Below are 16,721 nucleotides of genomic sequence, written 5' to 3'. Positions count from 1 at the left end.
AGAGAAAAGCTACTCAAAAGAGTAGCTTCTTAAATATTTTAAACTACAGAGGAGTTCCCTCCTTTGTTTTGAAACGATATTCAAGATACGAATATGCATCTCTGGGTAGGATACGTATCCATCTTTGATATTTCAAAAACCACTTAAAACGTATAGAGAAAATACCTTTTGTTAGGTAAGCCGCTATAAATGGATGTATATTTAAAGTAATTCTTCCGTTGTAGTTGCTTTGATAAATAATTTCTTCAAGTGTAGTAGTAATCTGTTCTATAAGAACTATAGGAGCATCTACTTCTCCTAATTTACTAGGGTTTTCTTCTTTGGTTTTGATGTTGATTTCAGGACGTACACGCTGGCGTGTAATTTGTATAAGTCCAAACTTACTTGGAGGTAATATTTTATGTTTTGCGCGGTCATCTTTCATTTCTTCTCTGAGTGCATCAAAGAGTTTTTGTCGGTTCTCTCCATTACTCATATCTATGAAATCCACTACAATAATGCCTCCCATATCTCTTAATCGTAACTGTCGGGCAATTTCAGTTGCTGCTATCAGGTTCACTTCAAAAGCAGTAGTTTCTTGATTTTCTGCCTTATTAGAATGATTTCCACTATTAACGTCTATTACATGTAGGGCTTCGGTATGCTCTATCACCAAATAAGCACCTTTAGTCATAGAAACCGTACGTCCTAATCCTGTTTTTATCTGCCTTTCTATATGAAATTTCTCAAAAATAGGCACTGAGGACTTATATAGTTTAACAATATTCACCTGCTCAGGAGCAATTTCTTGTAGATAATCTCGTATTTGATTATAAAGGGCTTCATTATCCACATGGATTCCCGTGAAAGAGTTATCAAACATATCCCTAAGAAGGGCACCTGTTCTATTCATCTCACTAAGTATCTTGGAGGGAAAAGTCCCCTGAGATATTTTCTTACACATCTGTACCCATCTTTGGAAGGAATTTTGCAAATCTCTATCCAAATCAGCTACTTTTTTATCCTGAGCGACTGTACGAATAATCACTCCAAACCCCTTAGGCTTGATACTTTGGACAATTCTTCGTAATCGTTCTTTTTCAGTTTTATTTTCTATTTTTTGAGAGATAGATATTCTTTCTGAAAAAGGCACCAATACTAAATACCGTCCAGCAATAGAAAGCTCTGAACTTATTCGCGGCCCTTTGGTGGAGATAGGTTCCTTCACTATCTGCACCAATATAGGCTGTCCTGCTTTAAGCACATCACTTATAGCTCCATTCTTATTAATATCTGGTTCTTGCTTAAAGTCCTTCAGAGAGTAATCCTTAAGCTTACCTGAGGAAACCTCCTTAATAAACTTCAACAAGGAAGCCAGTTGAGGACCTAAGTCATGATAGTGCAGAAAAGCATCCTTTTCATAACCTACATTCACAAAGGCAGCATTCAGTCCCTGAATAGGTTTATGAATTTTAGCAAGCATGATATCTCCTACGGCAATTCCCGAGGAATCCTCTTCCTTATGGAGTTCTATTAGGCGACCATTCTTGAGTAAGGCAAAATCAACATCAGAAGCCCCAGAACGTATAATTAATTCTTTGGTCATTCTGTTATGATTTTAATATATTATATTTCAGTAAGATATAAAATACCTTTTTTTAACAAACAAAACGAGAAAAAGTAGTTATATAACTACTTTTTCTTTTTGTGTCGGTTAGCTCTTGCTCTTTTTTTGCGTTTATGTGTAGCCACTTTATGTCTTTTTCTTTTCTTTCCGCTTGGCATTTTCGTTTGAAATTTAAAAAATTAATACTCCGTTATTTTATTTCTTTTTAGCTGTTTTAGCTTTAGCTTTTACTTTCACCTTTGTTTTTACGGCTTGCACAAATACTTTTGCTGGCTTGAATGCAGGAATATTATGTGCAGGAATGGTGATAGTAGTATTTTTAGAGATGTTTCTTCCTGTTTTTTCTGCTCGTGCTTTAACAATAAAACTTCCGAAACCTCTCAAATACACATTGTCTCCTTTTTCCAAAGAAGCTTTTATTTCCTCCATAAAGTGCTCTACAGTGTTTTGCACTTCTGTTTTCTCAATCCCTAACTTTTCAGAGATTTTTGCTACAATTTCTGCTTTTGTCATATTTTTTCTATTTTAAAGACAAGTTATTTCAATTAGTTCATTTTCACTTTTTTACAGAGATCTTTTTCTTATTTTTACCCTTAAAAAACAATTATTTTTTACCTCTGTTTTCCAATCGTTTTGAGAGTGCAAATATACGAATAAATTACAAACCAACAAGTTAATAGAAAAAATTTTTTATCTATTTTTCCTTTTCTTATAATAAGGTAATAAATACAGCAAATACGGCTTAATACTGGATTTTTCTAGGGGAAGAAAGAGCTTTTTGCTCCTTGATTTCTCTTAAGAGAAACTTGAATTTCTGGACTATAGTATTAAAAGTTTCTTTCAAAAAATTTTATTTTCAATATTAGTTCCTAACTATACTATTTGGAAAAGCATCCTCTTCCATTATTAATAAACCGTTAAATATATCAAAAATCATCTGTTTGTTTTTTATATTAATCGTCTAATAACAAATAACTTACACACCTTAGCGACTATGAAACATTGCTATAGAGTGTTAAATATCACTAAAAAATAGATTAATAATAGAAAAAACTAATAATTTTGCGCCCAAAACATATAATAATTTAGGACGAATGAAAAAAATTTTATTCTTATTCATGATCAGTGTAGTAGCTATTTCTTGTAAAACACAAGGGACTATAGCTAAGAGTACACAGGGTACCCGTCAAGCTAACAAAGTAATCAAAGGAGAATGGACACTTTCCTCTATTACCTATAATGAAAAAGGAAAATATGATATTACCCTGCTAAATGATACATCTAAAGAATGTTTTGAGGGTAGCTATTGGAAATTTGTTCCTAACAACTATCGTGGTATCTATGCTATCAATAAGGCAGGATGTGCAGGAGGAGATCGTCATTTTATCTTTACTGTACAAGAGATGGATAAAACTACCGGTTATTATGACTTTCTGTTAAAGCCTACCAATGAAAAGTATCAGTCCGAGACCAATGCAGGAGTACGTCTTCACTTAGCATATCTCTCTGAAAATGAAATGCGCTGGGAACAAACTGTCCGTGTGGATGGAAAGCCCTTTGTAATCACTATGAATTTCTCAAAAAATTAAATAATTAATTATGACAAAAGTATTTAGAAACATAACTTTATTTTTGGTAACGGCTTCTCTGCTTGCCGGTTGTGAAGCCTATAATAACTCAAACAAAACCCAACGTGGAGCCGTAGTAGGAGCTGCCAGTGGAGCTATCCTTGGAGCTATCCTTGGAAATAATGTAGGTAGCGGCGGCAATAGCGAACTCGGTGCTGTTATTGGTACCGCTGTAGGAGGTGCTGCAGGAGCTATTATTGGTAACCAAATGGACAGACAAGCTAAAAAAATTGAGGAAGAAATTCCAGGTGCGGAAGTAAAGCGAGTAGATGACGGTATTGTAGTTACTTTTGATGAAAAAAGTGGAGTTACTTTTGAATTCAACAAAGCCACTCTTACCTCTGAAGCACAAACCATCCTTAACAAAATGGTAAGTGTTCTTAAAGAATATCCTGATACCAATGTAATTGTAGCAGGGCATACCGACAGTACAGGGAAAGCTGCTTATAACATGACTCTTTCTGAGAAACGAGCCAAAGCAGTAACCAATTTCTTCACTACCAATGGACTCAATGCCTCTCGCTTCACTACCAAATGGTTCGGAGCTACCCAGCCCGCTTATGATAACAGTACAGCAGAAGGCCGTGCTAAGAACAGACGTGTGAATGTTGTTATTGTTCCTAATGAAAAAATGAAAGAACAAGCAAAACAACAAGCAGAAAAATAAATTTTCATAGTTATTATTGTTTTAGTTATTCTATTGTAAGAGGCTGTCCGAAAAGGGTAGCCTCTTTTTTTATGGATAAATGTTTACTATTAATCATTTTTATTCGTATATTTGCCAAAAAATAGAACTCTATGAATAGTATTATCTCCACTGATTTTTCTTTCAAAAATCAAAAAACTGTCTACAAAGGGAAAGTACGCGATGTATATACCATAGGAGACGATCTTTTGGTAATGGTAGCCACTGATAGGCTTTCCGCTTTTGATGTCATTCTCCCCAAAGGGATTCCTTACAAAGGACAAATCCTCAACCAGATAGCCAGCGAATGCATGGAACAGACCAAGTATATTGTCCCCAATTGGCTTTTGGCAACTCCGGATCCCAATGTATCGGTAGGAATGCTATGTACTCCCTTCAAAGTAGAAATGGTTATCCGTGGTTATCTGGCGGGGCATGCCGCCCGGGAATATAAAGCAGGAAAGCGCACCCTCTGTGGAGTTGTACTTCCCGAAGGTCTACAGGAAAATGCACCCCTCCCCTCTCCTATCATCACCCCTTCCACTAAGGCAGACAATGGCTTACATGATGAGGATATTTCCCGAGAGGAAATCTTAAAAAAAGGGATTATTACCGCTGATGATTATGCCATCATAGAGCAATATACCCATGCACTCTTTAAGCGTGGTAGTGAATTGGCAAAAGAAAAAGGACTTATTTTAGTAGATACCAAATATGAATTTGGAAAGACAAAAAATGGCACCATTGTCCTTATAGATGAAGTCCATACTCCGGATTCCTCTCGCTATTTCTATGCAGAGGGATATGGAGAGCGTCTCAAGAAAGGGGAACCTCAAAAACAGCTCTCCAAAGAATTCGTACGCCAATGGCTCATTGAAAATGGTTTTCAGGGCAAAGCAGGAGAAAAGATTCCCGAAATGACCCATGCCCATATCACTGCTATTTCCGAGCGATATATAGAACTCTATGAACATCTGCTAGGAAAAAAGTTTATTAAAGCCGATACTCATAATATTAAAGAACGTATCTATACTAATGTAAGTGAATACTTACATAGCTTGCTATAACCCCACTTTATTCTTAATTTTTCAATCAAATGAATATACTCTTATTAGGTTCAGGGGGCAGAGAACATGCTTTTGCCAAACAACTTTCCAAAAGTCCCCTATGTGAGCATCTTTATATTGCCCCAGGAAATGCTGGTACTGCTTTAGAAGGAGAGAATGTAGCCATAGGAGCTACTGATTTTTCTCAGATAAAGCGCTTTTGCTTAGAAAAAAATATTGAAATGGTCGTAGTAGGACCGGAGGAACCTCTAGTTAAGGGAATTTTTGATTTCTTTCTTGAAGAACCCGAACTTAACCATATAGCCGTTATAGGTCCTTCACAGAGGGGAGCTACCTTAGAAGGTAGCAAAGAGTTCGCTAAGGAGTTCATGCAGCGTCATTATATCCCTACTGCTCGCTATGCGAGTTTTACTAAAGAGACTCTTAATGAAGGATTGCATTTCTTGGAAGGTATGCAAGCTCCCTATGTACTAAAAGCTGATGGACTTGCTGCAGGAAAGGGCGTGGTTATCTTAGAGGATTTACAAGAAGCTCAAGCAGAACTCAAGAAGATGCTTTTAGAGGAAAAATTTGGCAGTGCCAGCCAAAAGGTAGTCATTGAGGAATTCCTCAAAGGAATAGAGCTTAGTTGCTTTGTCCTTACCGATGGAAATACCTATCAAATTCTTCCTACGGCTAAGGATTATAAGCGTATAGGAGAAGGAGATACTGGACTTAATACAGGGGGCATGGGAGCTGTCTCTCCAGTACCTTTTGCAGATGCTACCTTCATGCAAAAAATAGAGGAACGCATCATAAAGCCTACCATTGAAGGACTTAAGAAAGAGCAAATTACTTATCATGGTTTTATATTCATTGGGCTTATCAAAGTGGAGGAAGACCCTTATGTAATTGAATACAACGTACGTATGGGCGACCCTGAAACTGAAGTAGTACTTCCTCGCATACAAACAGACCTTGTAGCCCTCTTGGAAGCTACCGCTAAGGGTGAACTAAGTAAAATAAAGCTCTCTATAGACCCCAAAAGTGCTACTACCGTGGTGGTGGTTTCTGGCGGATATCCAGAGGATTATCAGAAAGGAAAAGTTATCTCAGGACTTAATAGTGAATCCGAGAGCATTATATTCCATGCAGGTACTATCCAAAAAGGAGGAAACATACTCTCTGCGGGTGGACGTGTGTTGGCTGTTACCTCCTTAGATCATAATTTTAAGGATGCTCTAAAAAAATCATATAGTCAAATTAAAAATATATATTTTGAAAATATGTACTACCGGAAAGATATCGGATCAGACTTATAATTTTCCCTCAAAATTTAATATTTTTTAATGTAGAAATGTACATATTAAGAACGTTTCTACATTATTTTTTGTCTCGAAATTTACTCATTAAGCAAATAATATACATAATTATAAATAAATCAACTACTTATACAAAATAAAATAATTGTATTTTTGTTTTCGTATATAAAAAATATTTTTTAGTTTTGCCTAAAATTTAATTACTGTATTATATATAATAAAATTTCAAGTATGAAAACTATTATTCGTTGTATGATGTTTTTCTTTATTCCTTTATTTTCTGTAGCACAACAGGTTACTTTCAAAGGAAAAATTACGGCTGAGGGGAAGCCTGTTTTTGGAGCAGATGTTATTCTGCGTAAAGGAAATGAGGTAAAAGGTACTAGTAGCAAAGCCACTGGGGAATATTCCATAAAAGTTACTTCTGGAGAATATAACCTGAGCGTTTCTTCCGTAGGGTTTAAAACTATTAACCAGAAAATATCTCTTACTGAAGGAGAGACTATCACTCAGAATTTTGTCTTGCAAAAGGACTTGTTAGAGATAGATCAAGTGGTTGTTACTGCCACCCGTAATATTATCCCTCAATATAAATCTCCAGTGGTGGTTAGTAAAGTTACAGGGCATATATTTGAAACTACTCAATCACTAAGTCTTGCTGAAGGTCTTAACTTCACTCCTGGCCTGCGTACTGAAACCAATTGTCAGAACTGCGGCTTTAACCAATTACGTATTAATGGATTAGAAGGTTCATATTCTCAGATATTAGTAAACGGTCGTCCTGTATTTTCTTCATTGGCAGGGGTTTATGGTTTAGAGATGATTCCTGCCAATATGATTGACCGTGTAGAGGTTGTCAGGGGAGCTGGATCCGTTCTCTATGGGGGAAATGCTATAGGCGGTACTGTAAATATCCTTACCAAGGATCCTACTCGCAATACTTTTTCTGTAGGCAATAGTCTCTCTCTGCTTAAGGACGGTACTCCTGACAATACTCTCTTTGCCAATGCATCGGTAGTCTCTGATGATTTTGACAAGGGACTCACTCTCTTTGCCTACCAACGTAACCGTAAGCCTTACGATGCCAATGATGATAGTTATTCGGAAATTACCAAGCTACATAACACTACTTTCGGAGCAGATGCCTTTTGGAATCCTGCAGAGAATAGTAAAATAAAACTCAACTTAAACAGTATCAATGAATTTCGTCGTGGAGGAAACAAATTTGACTTACTTCCTCATGAATCCGATATTACAGAGCAGTTACGTCATCGCATTGTAGCAGGAGATCTCTCCCTTGAACGATTTTCTGAAGATCTTGCTCACAAATTCTCCCTATACACTTCTGCCCAATATACCGATAGAGATGGATATTACGGAGGTGGCTTAGGTTATGCAGTTAATAGCAAAGAAGACTTTGATGCCCTCGGCGAAGAGGACAAAAAAGAGTACTTCAAGGCATTAGCGAAGTACGGACATACTACAGAATTAGTAGGTGTAGGTGGTGCACAATATGCTTATACCATCACTCCTGAACTGAACCTTTCTTTAGGAAGTGAGTACAAGTATGACAAGGTAAATGATAACTATGTAGGACAAAATCGCTCCGTAGACCAAACCGTACGTACCTACGGCAACTACCTACAAGTGGAATGGAATCCTGTAAAAAAGCTAACCTTACTTGGGGGTAGCCGTTATGATTATGTAGATATCAAGGGTAGCTACCGCTTTGGTGGTGTAGATAAGGATTCCAACAAACAGATATCCAAATTTGTTCCTCGCCTTACTGCCATGTATGACCTTAGTGAAACTCTCAAACTACGAGGTTCCTTTGCGCAAGGTTACCGAGCTCCTCAAGCTTTTGACGAGGACTTACATACGGAGGTATTGGATGGAGATCCTATCTTTGTGGAATTAGACAAAGACCTCACCAGTGAAACCTCCAATAGCTATACTGCCTCTCTGAATTATACTAAAAGAGAAGGGAACACCCAAGCAAACCTTATCTTAGAGGGATTCTATACACGTATTAATAACCGCTTTATCAACCAAGATCTCACCGATATAGGCAATATCAAACATAAGCTAAAAACCAATGCTACAGATTACCTCAATATCATGGGAATGAATGTAGAGGCGAATTTTTCCTTCGGAACAAAATGGGTATGGCAAACAGGGCTTACTTACCAGCAATCTCGCTTCTCAGAGGAGCAAACCATTTGGGAGAATGAAGATACTGCTGCGCCCAAGAAGGTTACTTCTGACCGTGTGATGCGCTCTCCTGACCTATATGGCTACACTACCCTATCCTATAACCCTATTGCTCCACTTAAGCTCAGCTATAATGGCGTATTCACAGGACAAATGTATGTTCCTCATGTAATTGATGCTGAATCAGGAGAACAAATCATAGTAAAGTCACCTAATTTTTACGAGCAAAACCTACGGGCTTCCTACGCTTTTACTCTAAAAGATAATTATAAATTGGAGGTTTTTGCAGGGGTAAAGAATATCTTTGACCAATACCAGAAGGATTTTGACAAAGGCAAAGACCGTGATGCTGATTATATCTACGGACCACAACATCCTCGTACTTACTTTATGGGACTCTCCTTGTCACTGAATTAATTCTTATCTGACAATAATAACTATGAAAATCCAGTATAACAGAGAGTTATACTGGATTTTTTGAACCTATTAATAGAGTGTAAGAACAGAGGATTATCATAATTATAAACCTATTATACTGTTAAGATTAAACGGATTACCTCTATAAATCAGACATTTTAGGTTTTCTTCTCTGATAACTTTAAACTTTATTTTCAAAGAAATTTGACAGTACTTCAAGAATTTTTTATAACTTTGCTCTAAGTTGTTTATTATATTTAATTGTTTGTAGACCAATCAAATATAAGATTTTTTAATCAAATCTTTTTAAAAGATGAACCATCAAGCACAAACAATTAGGCATTTATGCATTTTTATTCTCGTCGCCCTCAGTTGTGGCTGGATAGGGGTATGGGTAGATTCTCTTACGGGAGAAACCACAGGTGATTTCAGCAATACCAGCAATGGTACTAAAGGAATGGGTATTTTTATAGCTGCCCCAGTGCTGACTTGGCTCGTGTTACGCACCTTTATGGGCGATGGTTGGCGTGATGCAGGACTGCGTCCGCTTATCAAGAAAAACGTGCGGTGGTACGGGGTGGCTACGCTTATTTATCCTGTGGTGATTGCCATTAGCCTGCTTATTGGAGAACTTTTTGGGTGGCTGAAAGTGCAAATCCATTGGACAAACTACTTTGCGGGGTTTGGTATTTTTGTATTAGCAGAATTTGTAAAGAATTTCTTTGAAGAATCATCATGGCGGGGGTATCTCACCGCTCGTTTGCTTAGTTTGAAGCTGAAAGATATATGGCTCTACCTCATCGTGGGGGTAGTGTGGTGCTCGTGGCATTGGCCTTACTTCTTCTACTTTGTAAAACCCGAACAGCTATTTGCTTTATTCCCTTACGACAAGATAACCTTTTGCGTGTTGGCTTTAGTGAACTGCACCTTGTGGACAGTGATGTATACTGAACTTTTCCGCCTTACGGGCTCTATCTGGCCCGCAGTGTGGATGCACATTATTGAGGATACCACCATCTACAGTTTGATGTATGACAAGCATATTTTCATTGAAACAGGTAAAGATATACTTATTTCACCCGTTTCAGGAATTATTCCTTGTCTGTTGTACCTCGGTGTTGGTTTATGGCTACGCAAAATCAGGATTGCCAAAGAGAAACAGTAGGAACAAAATCCCCATGCGATACTCATACTACACGGGGAGTTTACTAATTAGCAAATTTGTTAATTATTTCCTTAGAAAACGGAAACGTTCTATGATATCCATAAGCATATCAGCTTCAAAAAACTCATCATTTAGTAAGTCGTCAAATTCTTCATCACTGTCCTCGTACATGTTACTAATATAAGATAGATGTTCCTCTGCTTCAGGGAAATTACCCTTCATTATATAGTATTCAGCAAATATGAGGTGTGCTTTGATAAGACTTATTTTATCATCACCCCCTATTTCAAGTACTTTATTTAAGCTTTCTATACTTTTTGTTTCCAATCCTCTAGCTAATTGTAAAATAGCTTTTTTTAAGTATAATTCTGCATTCATTGTTTGTTTGTATATTAGTACAATAAAATTCTGTGACAAATATAAGGAAAATTAGTCAATGTGCAATTTTTTTCCTACCTCTGTACTTTCAAAACTTTTAATTATGGCAAATTCGCCATAATTAGAAGTCAAGCAGTTTTTAATAAAACTACTATTACTTTTAATAGCACACTAAATTTTAACCCCTCGAATTCGAGAGGTTAGAAAACAAGTGGTCTTTCACAAGCTGACCGTTTGCTCGAACTCAACAAAACTGCTATTACCCAAATGAAAACTTTAATAGCGTACCAAGTAAGGCTCATTCATTAGAGAATAAACCTCCCCGTGCAGTACTATTCCACACGGGGAGGTTTATTTATTGCGTGTCGTGCTACGACCTAATATTCTAATTGACATATCATCTCTACAAAAGCAGGGTCTCGGTGAGAAAAGAAGAGCGTTTGCTTTGTATCGAGAGTGGCTATTTGGCTCATATCCTCCGCTGAGAGTTGGAAGTCAAATACATTAAGGTTTTGTTCCATACGCTCTTTGCGCACCGACTTAGGAATGCAGATAATATCGCGTTGCAAGAGATAGCGCAAAGCTACTTGGGCAGCACTTTTGTGATACTTTTCACCAATAGCATTGAGAGTAGGATTGGCAAAGAAATCGTTTTTACCTTCGGCAAAAGGTCCCCACGACATTAGTTTGGTGTCATATTTCTTCATTAGCTCTTGGAGGTCTTGCTGTTGGTAGAATACGTGTGTTTCCATTTGGTTTACAGCAGGTTTTATCTCGCAGTGGTATGCCAAATCGAGGTATCTGTCGGCATAGAAGTTGCTCACCCCAATAGCGCGCACTTTGCCTTCTTTGTAGGCTTCTTCCATAGCGCGATAAGAGCCGTAATAATCGCCAAAAGGTTGGTGAACGAGTAGCAAATCAATATAATCGGTTTGGAGTTTGCGCAAAGAGGTTTCGATAGAGGCTTTTGCCTTTTCATAACCAGCATTGCTTATCCACACTTTAGTAACGATAAAGAACTCTTTGCGGTCGATACCACTTTTCTTAATGGCATTACCTACGCCTTCTTCATTTTTGTAGATTTGGGCAGTATCAATCATTCGGTAGCCTACCGAGATAGCATCGCTTACGCAACGCTCACATTCTTCGGGATTTACTTGGTATACACCGTAACCCAATAGGGGCATTTGTACCCCGTTGTTTAATTGGATGTTTTTCATTTGTAATTCTTATTTTTAGTTTTTTGTTAATTGTCTGTGCAGTTTGCACCTAATTTCTCGTAATCTTTTTGGCTTACAGGTTCTTTCCATTCAGTTTTAGCTTTTTGTACATCCATTATAGCCAAATGAGCAAACCAACTTTCAGCGGTAGCCCCGTGCCAGTGTTTTACCCCTGCGGGAACTACTACCACATCGCCTTTTTGCAGTAGTTGGGCAGGCTTGCCCCATTCCTGATACCAACCTGTACCCTCGGTAGCCAAGAGTATTTGTTCGGCACTATGCACGTGCCAATCGTTGCGACAAGAGGGTTCGAAAGTAACATTGGCAACCAAAATGCTATTTTTCGTATCAGGAGCAACCAATACATTCAAATAACTTCTACCAGAGAAGTGCTTGCTGTTTTCGGGGGAATTAGCCTCACCAAGTGCAAAGATATATCCTGCACTGCCATGGCTTGGGTCGGCAGCTATTTCATTAGCATAGACTTCTTTGGCAGCAAGGAAAGCACTCCACGCCTTAGGCCAGCCCGCATAAAAGGCAATATGAGTAATCATTTCGGCTATTTCGTCTTTGCTGATGCCGTTTTTCTTACCCTCAGTAAGATGAGCTTTGATAGTAAATTCGGGGGCTCCACTACCTATTAGGGTAGCGATGGTTACCATACTGCGATCACGAGGAGAAAGTTCTCCTTCACGACTCCACACTTGCCCGAAGAGCACATCGTCATTCAATTGGGCAAATTTAGGTGCAAAATTACCGAGGCGGTCTCGTCCAGCAGTTTGTTTTTTAGCTTCTTTTTTCATTGTATTTTGTTGTTTTACTTGGGCACTCATCGCTACTGTCAAGAGTACCATTGCAAAGATAATAATTTTTTTCATACAATTTTAATTTGCTAATTTCTTACTTTCTAACCATTTGTAGATATGTTCAAAAACTTTTTGGTTATTGAGGTCTTGAAACATAAAGTGGGTATTGCCAGTGATGCCTGCCTTAGGCAAATCGATAACTTTGCAGTCACCTCCGTTGGCATTGATCACTTCGGCAAATTTGTAAGCCAATTCGCGTACACCACTCCAGAAGTTTTGAGCGGGTAGCTCGGCAGTCTTATCGAAATCAGGGATATTGTCACCAAAATAGATAACGATAGGTCGCTTAGTGAGGGTGAGAAACTGTTCTTTAGGTACACCAAAACCTCCTACAGGGAAAGAGGTATTTTCTTTGGTAATGGTAGGAACTTCACCTTCGGGAAAGGGGAAAGTGCCGGGTTCAATGGCTACAACAGCTGTTACTTTTGGGGTTTGCATCGCAACATTCCAACCGATAATACCACCTTGTGAGTGCGTGATAAAGATACCTTCACCTCCTTTCTCGAAAGTAGCGACTAAAGCCTCCGTTACTTTTGGAATATCAAACTCACCTATGTTAGGAGTCATTTGTTGGAAAAACTGATGTAGTGTTTCTTCTCCTTGGGGAAATTTAGAATTGCTGAAAAGTTTAGGGTAATATCCCATACGGAATTGGGTAAACCACGCTTGGTCTAAGGTTGGGGCGGCTACAGTAGCCTCTGCTGAGGGTTGTCCTGCTGCTCCACGGCGAGGTTGGTCGATGAGGTAAGTAGCATAGCCTTTGCGGAGGAACATAGGGGCAAACCCTTCGCGCCCATCGGGAGTGTTCATCCAGCCCACACGCGACTGACCGAAACCATGTAGGAAGTACACACGGTGATGGTTGTAGGGCTGAGGTACTTGGTAGAAGATATTGGCATAATCGGCGTGGAGGGTTTGTCCGGCGGGGTTATACTGACCTTTAATGGGGTCGAAAGTACCATCGGTTTTAAGCACAGTACCTCCTGCGGTGAAGAAACCTTGTTCTTTAATAGCAAGGACGGTGCTTTTACTCTTGTCAGAAGTGTAAGTATCTCCTTGGTGTTGAGTAGCACAGCCTATGGCCAAGGTCACTGTAAGGGGAATAAAAATTCTTTTCATTTTGCTATTGTTTAGAATATTGATTAAAAAATGTAATAATTTTAGGAACAATAACTGATATATAGATTTCTTTGTCGTACATATCAAAGTGGCGAGCCTTAGGAACTACAAAAAGCTCCTTACTATTAGTAGCTGCATTGTTGTACATTAGTTCAGCTCCTTGGCGAGTAAAAGCATTTTCACCTGCTACTACCAAGAAAGGTGTATGTAGTTTTTTCACCTCTTGGGCAGGAAAGAACTTGCGCCAAGAAAGCTCAGACCAAGAAGCAAATGGCAACCAATTAGGAGTAGCCCCTCGTTTGCTGTTGTAGTAATACTCAGCTCCTTCAGAACCTTCATCAATGAGATTTACACGTGTAACAATACCTTTTTCTTCATACAGTTTCTTTTCGGAGAGCAGTTGTGCTTCACTCTTACCATTAGGAGCGACAAAGTGGATCATTTCAAAAGGATTGACTACTGCAATAGCTTTCAACGGAGACGATTTAGCCAAAGTAACAGCGTAAGGTAAATACACCCCTGAACCACAGATGCCTACAGCAAAGATTTTGTTTTTATCTACATTGGGGTATTTCGTTATAAAAGCTACTGCGCTATTGATGTCGGTAGCTTTTATAGTAGGGTCTTCATAAGCGCGAGGTTGTCCTTCACTAGAACCAAAATAAGAATAATCATACACCATTGTAACAAACCCTTTTTCAGCTAAAAGTTGTGCGTAAAGACTGGCGGTTTGTTCTTTAGTACTCCCCATAGGTCCTTGTACTACTACCGCAGGTAGATGGTCGCTTTTCTTCATTTTTATAGGGGTATAAATCACTCCTGCTAATTGAAAACCAGAAGTCTGGTTTTTGAATACTACTGGAGTAATATTTACCGTTTCGGTAGGAGGTTGAGCTATAACCTCATTTTCTTGTGCCAATGCTCCTATGCTTACCAAAGATAAACATATCGCAGTTAAAATACTTTTAAAGGAGTTATTCTTTTTCATAATTGTATTTTTTTAATGACAAATATACAAATACTTTTAATTATTTCAGTTTTTCGGAGAGTCTTTGTGCTTGTGATTGATTGTTAGCCATTCCTTCATAGCTAAAACCATACATTTCACAAAAACGTTTTATAGTGTATTCTCCGTCATTAATCATAAACTCGGAAGGACTTGAACCTTGATATAAAAAAAAGAGTTTACGAGGAGCAAACGAATTTGGGGCAATAGTCCCGTAAAAACGCTCTAACAAGGTGCGTACGATGCTACTTATATTGTGCCAATATACAGGAGACCCAAGCACAATGATATCGGCATTTCTAATTTTCGTCAATACTTCATCGAATTGGTCGCCGGGGAGAGTCTGTCCGTAATGATTGACTCTATACCCCACTAGATTAAGTGTTTCATACGTTTTCCCTTTGAGTAATGTTTGTGCTAACTGAGCCGTATTGCCGTTAGGGTTTGGGCTTCCGTTGATAAAAAGAATCTTTTGGGTATTCTTCTTGTTGTTCATTTCTTCGTCTTTGTTTTGGCAACTTGCCGTTCCTATTAAAGTAAAAAAGCAAGTGCAAGTGTTAATAATTTGCTTTTATTCATCTTTTTTCTCTTTTTGTCGTCAGTATTCTTGACGACTGATTAATTATTTATTTATTACAAATTCTTTTTAAAAAACTCTGTGAGTTTCTTTACTGCTTGGGTTACGTAGGGTTCTTTCCAATAGGTTTGGATATGGGTGGCTCCTTCAAGCAGATAGAGTTCTTTAGGTTGTGCATTGACGGCTTTAGCAAAGGCATCTTCGGTCATATCACGAGTGTCGGCTTTACTACCGGCAAGCATTAAGAGCGGTTGGTTGATAAGCTCTATTTGGTCGGTAGCATCAAAGCGCATCAAGTCCAGAAGACTGCTTTGGGTGTAACGGAAGGTGCTGTTTGGGTGGGCGTGGGTTTCAAGATAATATTCATAACCTTCGCGATAGAGTTCAAAAGGCATTTTAGCAACCTCTTCTTTGCTCATTTTAGGCATATTGCCCACATAACGCACCTGACCACCACGAGCTTCTTCTTCGCGGGCTTCAGAAGCCTCTTTAAGTCGTTGTTGGATAGTAGCTACTTGCGAGTTTTTAAAACCATTACGGCGCACCAATCCTGTGTTGAACATACTCAATGTTGCTACAGCTTTAAATCGCTTATCGGTTTTTGCTGCATTGAGTGTATAGCCTCCTCCGCCACAGATACCGAGTATCCCGATACGATTAGCATCTACCCCGGCGTAGGTACTGATAAAATCGGCAGCAGCGTGAAGGTCGGCAGTACGGCTGGAAGGGGTATCTACATTACGAGGGGTACCTCCACTGGCTCCCTGATAAGCAGCATCGGGAACTATCACAATATAACCTTGCTTTGCCAAAAGCTCGGCATACAAACCTGCGACTTGTTCTTTTACGCCACCGTTAGGGTGGGCTACCACTATAGCAGGATATTTTTTAGTTTTGTCATATCCCGCAGGTGTATAGACATTAGCGGCAATGCTAATACCATCATTGCGGGTGTATTGTACGGGGTGCATTTGTTGTGCAGATAGGTTCATAATAGTCGTAAGAGTTAAAAGGGTTATTGTCTTTTTCATAAATTAGTAAATAATTTTAGTGTAAGAGAGAGACAGCAACTGCCATTTGCTGCCTTTTTTAGTATAGGTTTCGGTTACTACAAACGGATTGACCACCTCATTACCTCCTACAATAGCAGTAAGTTGCAGTTTGCGCAAAAGCACAGCCGTTTTACCTACGATACGCACAGAAGTATTTTCGGTAGCCACTTCTTTTAGTACGATTCCTTTTTGCTGTAGTACCTCTATTTCTTTATCTCTAATAAGAGTTGCTCCCATGTGTACGAATACTGCCTCAGGAGCGATATTTTCTACAAGAGTTTGTTTATCTACTTGTTGCATTGCCTTCCAAAGGTTTTCGGAAAGCTGTAATACTTTTGTTTCTTGTGTACTGTGCTGAGCATAAGTAATAAAAGAGAAGCTCAACAACAGAATTGTAATGATATTTTTCATTTCTATATGTTT

The 16,721-nt window shown here is 38.6% G+C and carries 16 protein-coding genes; 6 read left to right on the top strand and 10 right to left on the bottom strand.

The window, feature by feature from the left end:
* Window positions 1-43: 43 nt before the first annotated feature.
* Together VJJ03_RS02190 and VJJ03_RS02185 are read right to left on the bottom strand one after the other, a co-directional pair.
* A complete protein-coding gene (locus tag VJJ03_RS02190; RefSeq protein ID WP_323973560.1) occupies window positions 44-1,585 on the bottom strand; it encodes a ribonuclease E/G in 1,542 nt (513 codons plus the stop codon).
* A gap of 216 nt (window positions 1,586-1,801) precedes the next feature.
* Window positions 1,802-2,119, bottom strand: coding sequence for an HU family DNA-binding protein (locus VJJ03_RS02185; protein WP_009746445.1), 318 nt, complete (start codon window positions 2,117-2,119; stop codon window positions 1,802-1,804).
* Between the two features lie 581 nt (window positions 2,120-2,700).
* Between VJJ03_RS02185 and VJJ03_RS02180 the strand changes: the two genes are divergently transcribed.
* The 6 genes from VJJ03_RS02180 to VJJ03_RS02155 all read left to right on the top strand — a co-directional run bounded on the left by VJJ03_RS02180 (window position 2,701) and on the right by VJJ03_RS02155 (window position 10,080).
* Window positions 2,701-3,195, top strand: a complete 495-nt coding sequence (locus VJJ03_RS02180; protein ID WP_009746446.1) for a lipocalin family protein — start codon at window positions 2,701-2,703, stop codon at window positions 3,193-3,195.
* A gap of 10 nt (window positions 3,196-3,205) precedes the next feature.
* On the top strand, window positions 3,206-3,901 hold the full coding sequence (locus tag VJJ03_RS02175; protein WP_009746447.1) for an OmpA family protein: 696 nt from the start codon (window positions 3,206-3,208) through the stop codon (window positions 3,899-3,901).
* 131 nt (window positions 3,902-4,032) lie between these two features.
* Window positions 4,033-4,986, top strand: a complete 954-nt coding sequence (locus VJJ03_RS02170) for a phosphoribosylaminoimidazolesuccinocarboxamide synthase (RefSeq protein ID WP_323973556.1) — start codon at window positions 4,033-4,035, stop codon at window positions 4,984-4,986.
* A 29-nt stretch (window positions 4,987-5,015) separates the two neighbouring features.
* Window positions 5,016-6,287 carry a phosphoribosylamine--glycine ligase gene (purD, locus tag VJJ03_RS02165; RefSeq protein ID WP_323973554.1) on the top strand — a complete coding sequence of 424 codons (1,272 nt, stop codon included), beginning with the start codon at window positions 5,016-5,018 and terminating at the stop codon, window positions 6,285-6,287.
* A 231-nt stretch (window positions 6,288-6,518) separates the two neighbouring features.
* Window positions 6,519-8,915, top strand: a complete 2,397-nt coding sequence (locus tag VJJ03_RS02160; RefSeq protein ID WP_009746451.1) for a TonB-dependent receptor — start codon at window positions 6,519-6,521, stop codon at window positions 8,913-8,915.
* A gap of 313 nt (window positions 8,916-9,228) precedes the next feature.
* Window positions 9,229-10,080, top strand: coding sequence for a CPBP family intramembrane glutamic endopeptidase (locus VJJ03_RS02155; RefSeq protein WP_323973552.1), 852 nt, complete (start codon window positions 9,229-9,231; stop codon window positions 10,078-10,080).
* A gap of 63 nt (window positions 10,081-10,143) precedes the next feature.
* Here the strand turns inward: VJJ03_RS02155 and VJJ03_RS02150 are convergent, their stop codons facing one another.
* From VJJ03_RS02150 to VJJ03_RS02115, 8 genes are all read right to left on the bottom strand, one after another.
* The gene (locus VJJ03_RS02150; RefSeq protein ID WP_323973550.1) at window positions 10,144-10,458 is read right to left on the bottom strand and encodes a hypothetical protein; all 315 of its coding nucleotides are present in this window, start codon (window positions 10,456-10,458) and stop codon (window positions 10,144-10,146) included.
* A gap of 377 nt (window positions 10,459-10,835) precedes the next feature.
* Window positions 10,836-11,678: an aldo/keto reductase gene (locus VJJ03_RS02145; RefSeq protein WP_323973549.1), complete on the bottom strand. Its 843-nt coding sequence runs from the start codon at window positions 11,676-11,678 to the stop codon at window positions 10,836-10,838.
* Window positions 11,679-11,704: 26 nt separating this feature from the next.
* Window positions 11,705-12,556 carry a carboxymuconolactone decarboxylase family protein gene (locus VJJ03_RS02140; RefSeq protein WP_323973547.1) on the bottom strand — a complete coding sequence of 284 codons (852 nt, stop codon included), beginning with the start codon at window positions 12,554-12,556 and terminating at the stop codon, window positions 11,705-11,707.
* A 6-nt stretch (window positions 12,557-12,562) separates the two neighbouring features.
* Window positions 12,563-13,663, bottom strand: coding sequence for an alpha/beta hydrolase (locus VJJ03_RS02135; protein WP_276724952.1), 1,101 nt, complete (start codon window positions 13,661-13,663; stop codon window positions 12,563-12,565).
* A gap of 4 nt (window positions 13,664-13,667) precedes the next feature.
* Window positions 13,668-14,651, bottom strand: coding sequence for an alpha/beta hydrolase (locus VJJ03_RS02130; protein WP_323973544.1), 984 nt, complete (start codon window positions 14,649-14,651; stop codon window positions 13,668-13,670).
* A gap of 40 nt (window positions 14,652-14,691) precedes the next feature.
* Window positions 14,692-15,165: a flavodoxin family protein gene (locus VJJ03_RS02125; RefSeq protein ID WP_323973543.1), complete on the bottom strand. Its 474-nt coding sequence runs from the start codon at window positions 15,163-15,165 to the stop codon at window positions 14,692-14,694.
* Between the two features lie 137 nt (window positions 15,166-15,302).
* Window positions 15,303-16,277 carry an alpha/beta hydrolase gene (locus VJJ03_RS02120; protein WP_323973542.1) on the bottom strand — a complete coding sequence of 325 codons (975 nt, stop codon included), beginning with the start codon at window positions 16,275-16,277 and terminating at the stop codon, window positions 15,303-15,305.
* A gap of 3 nt (window positions 16,278-16,280) precedes the next feature.
* Window positions 16,281-16,709, bottom strand: a complete 429-nt coding sequence (locus VJJ03_RS02115) for a nuclear transport factor 2 family protein (RefSeq protein WP_323973540.1) — start codon at window positions 16,707-16,709, stop codon at window positions 16,281-16,283.
* Window positions 16,710-16,721: the final 12 nt, after the last annotated feature.

This window comes from Capnocytophaga sp. G2, assembly GCF_035282625.1.
Lineage (GTDB): Bacteria > Bacteroidota > Bacteroidia > Flavobacteriales > Flavobacteriaceae > Capnocytophaga.
This window is presented reverse-complemented; position numbering and strand designations above follow the sequence as displayed.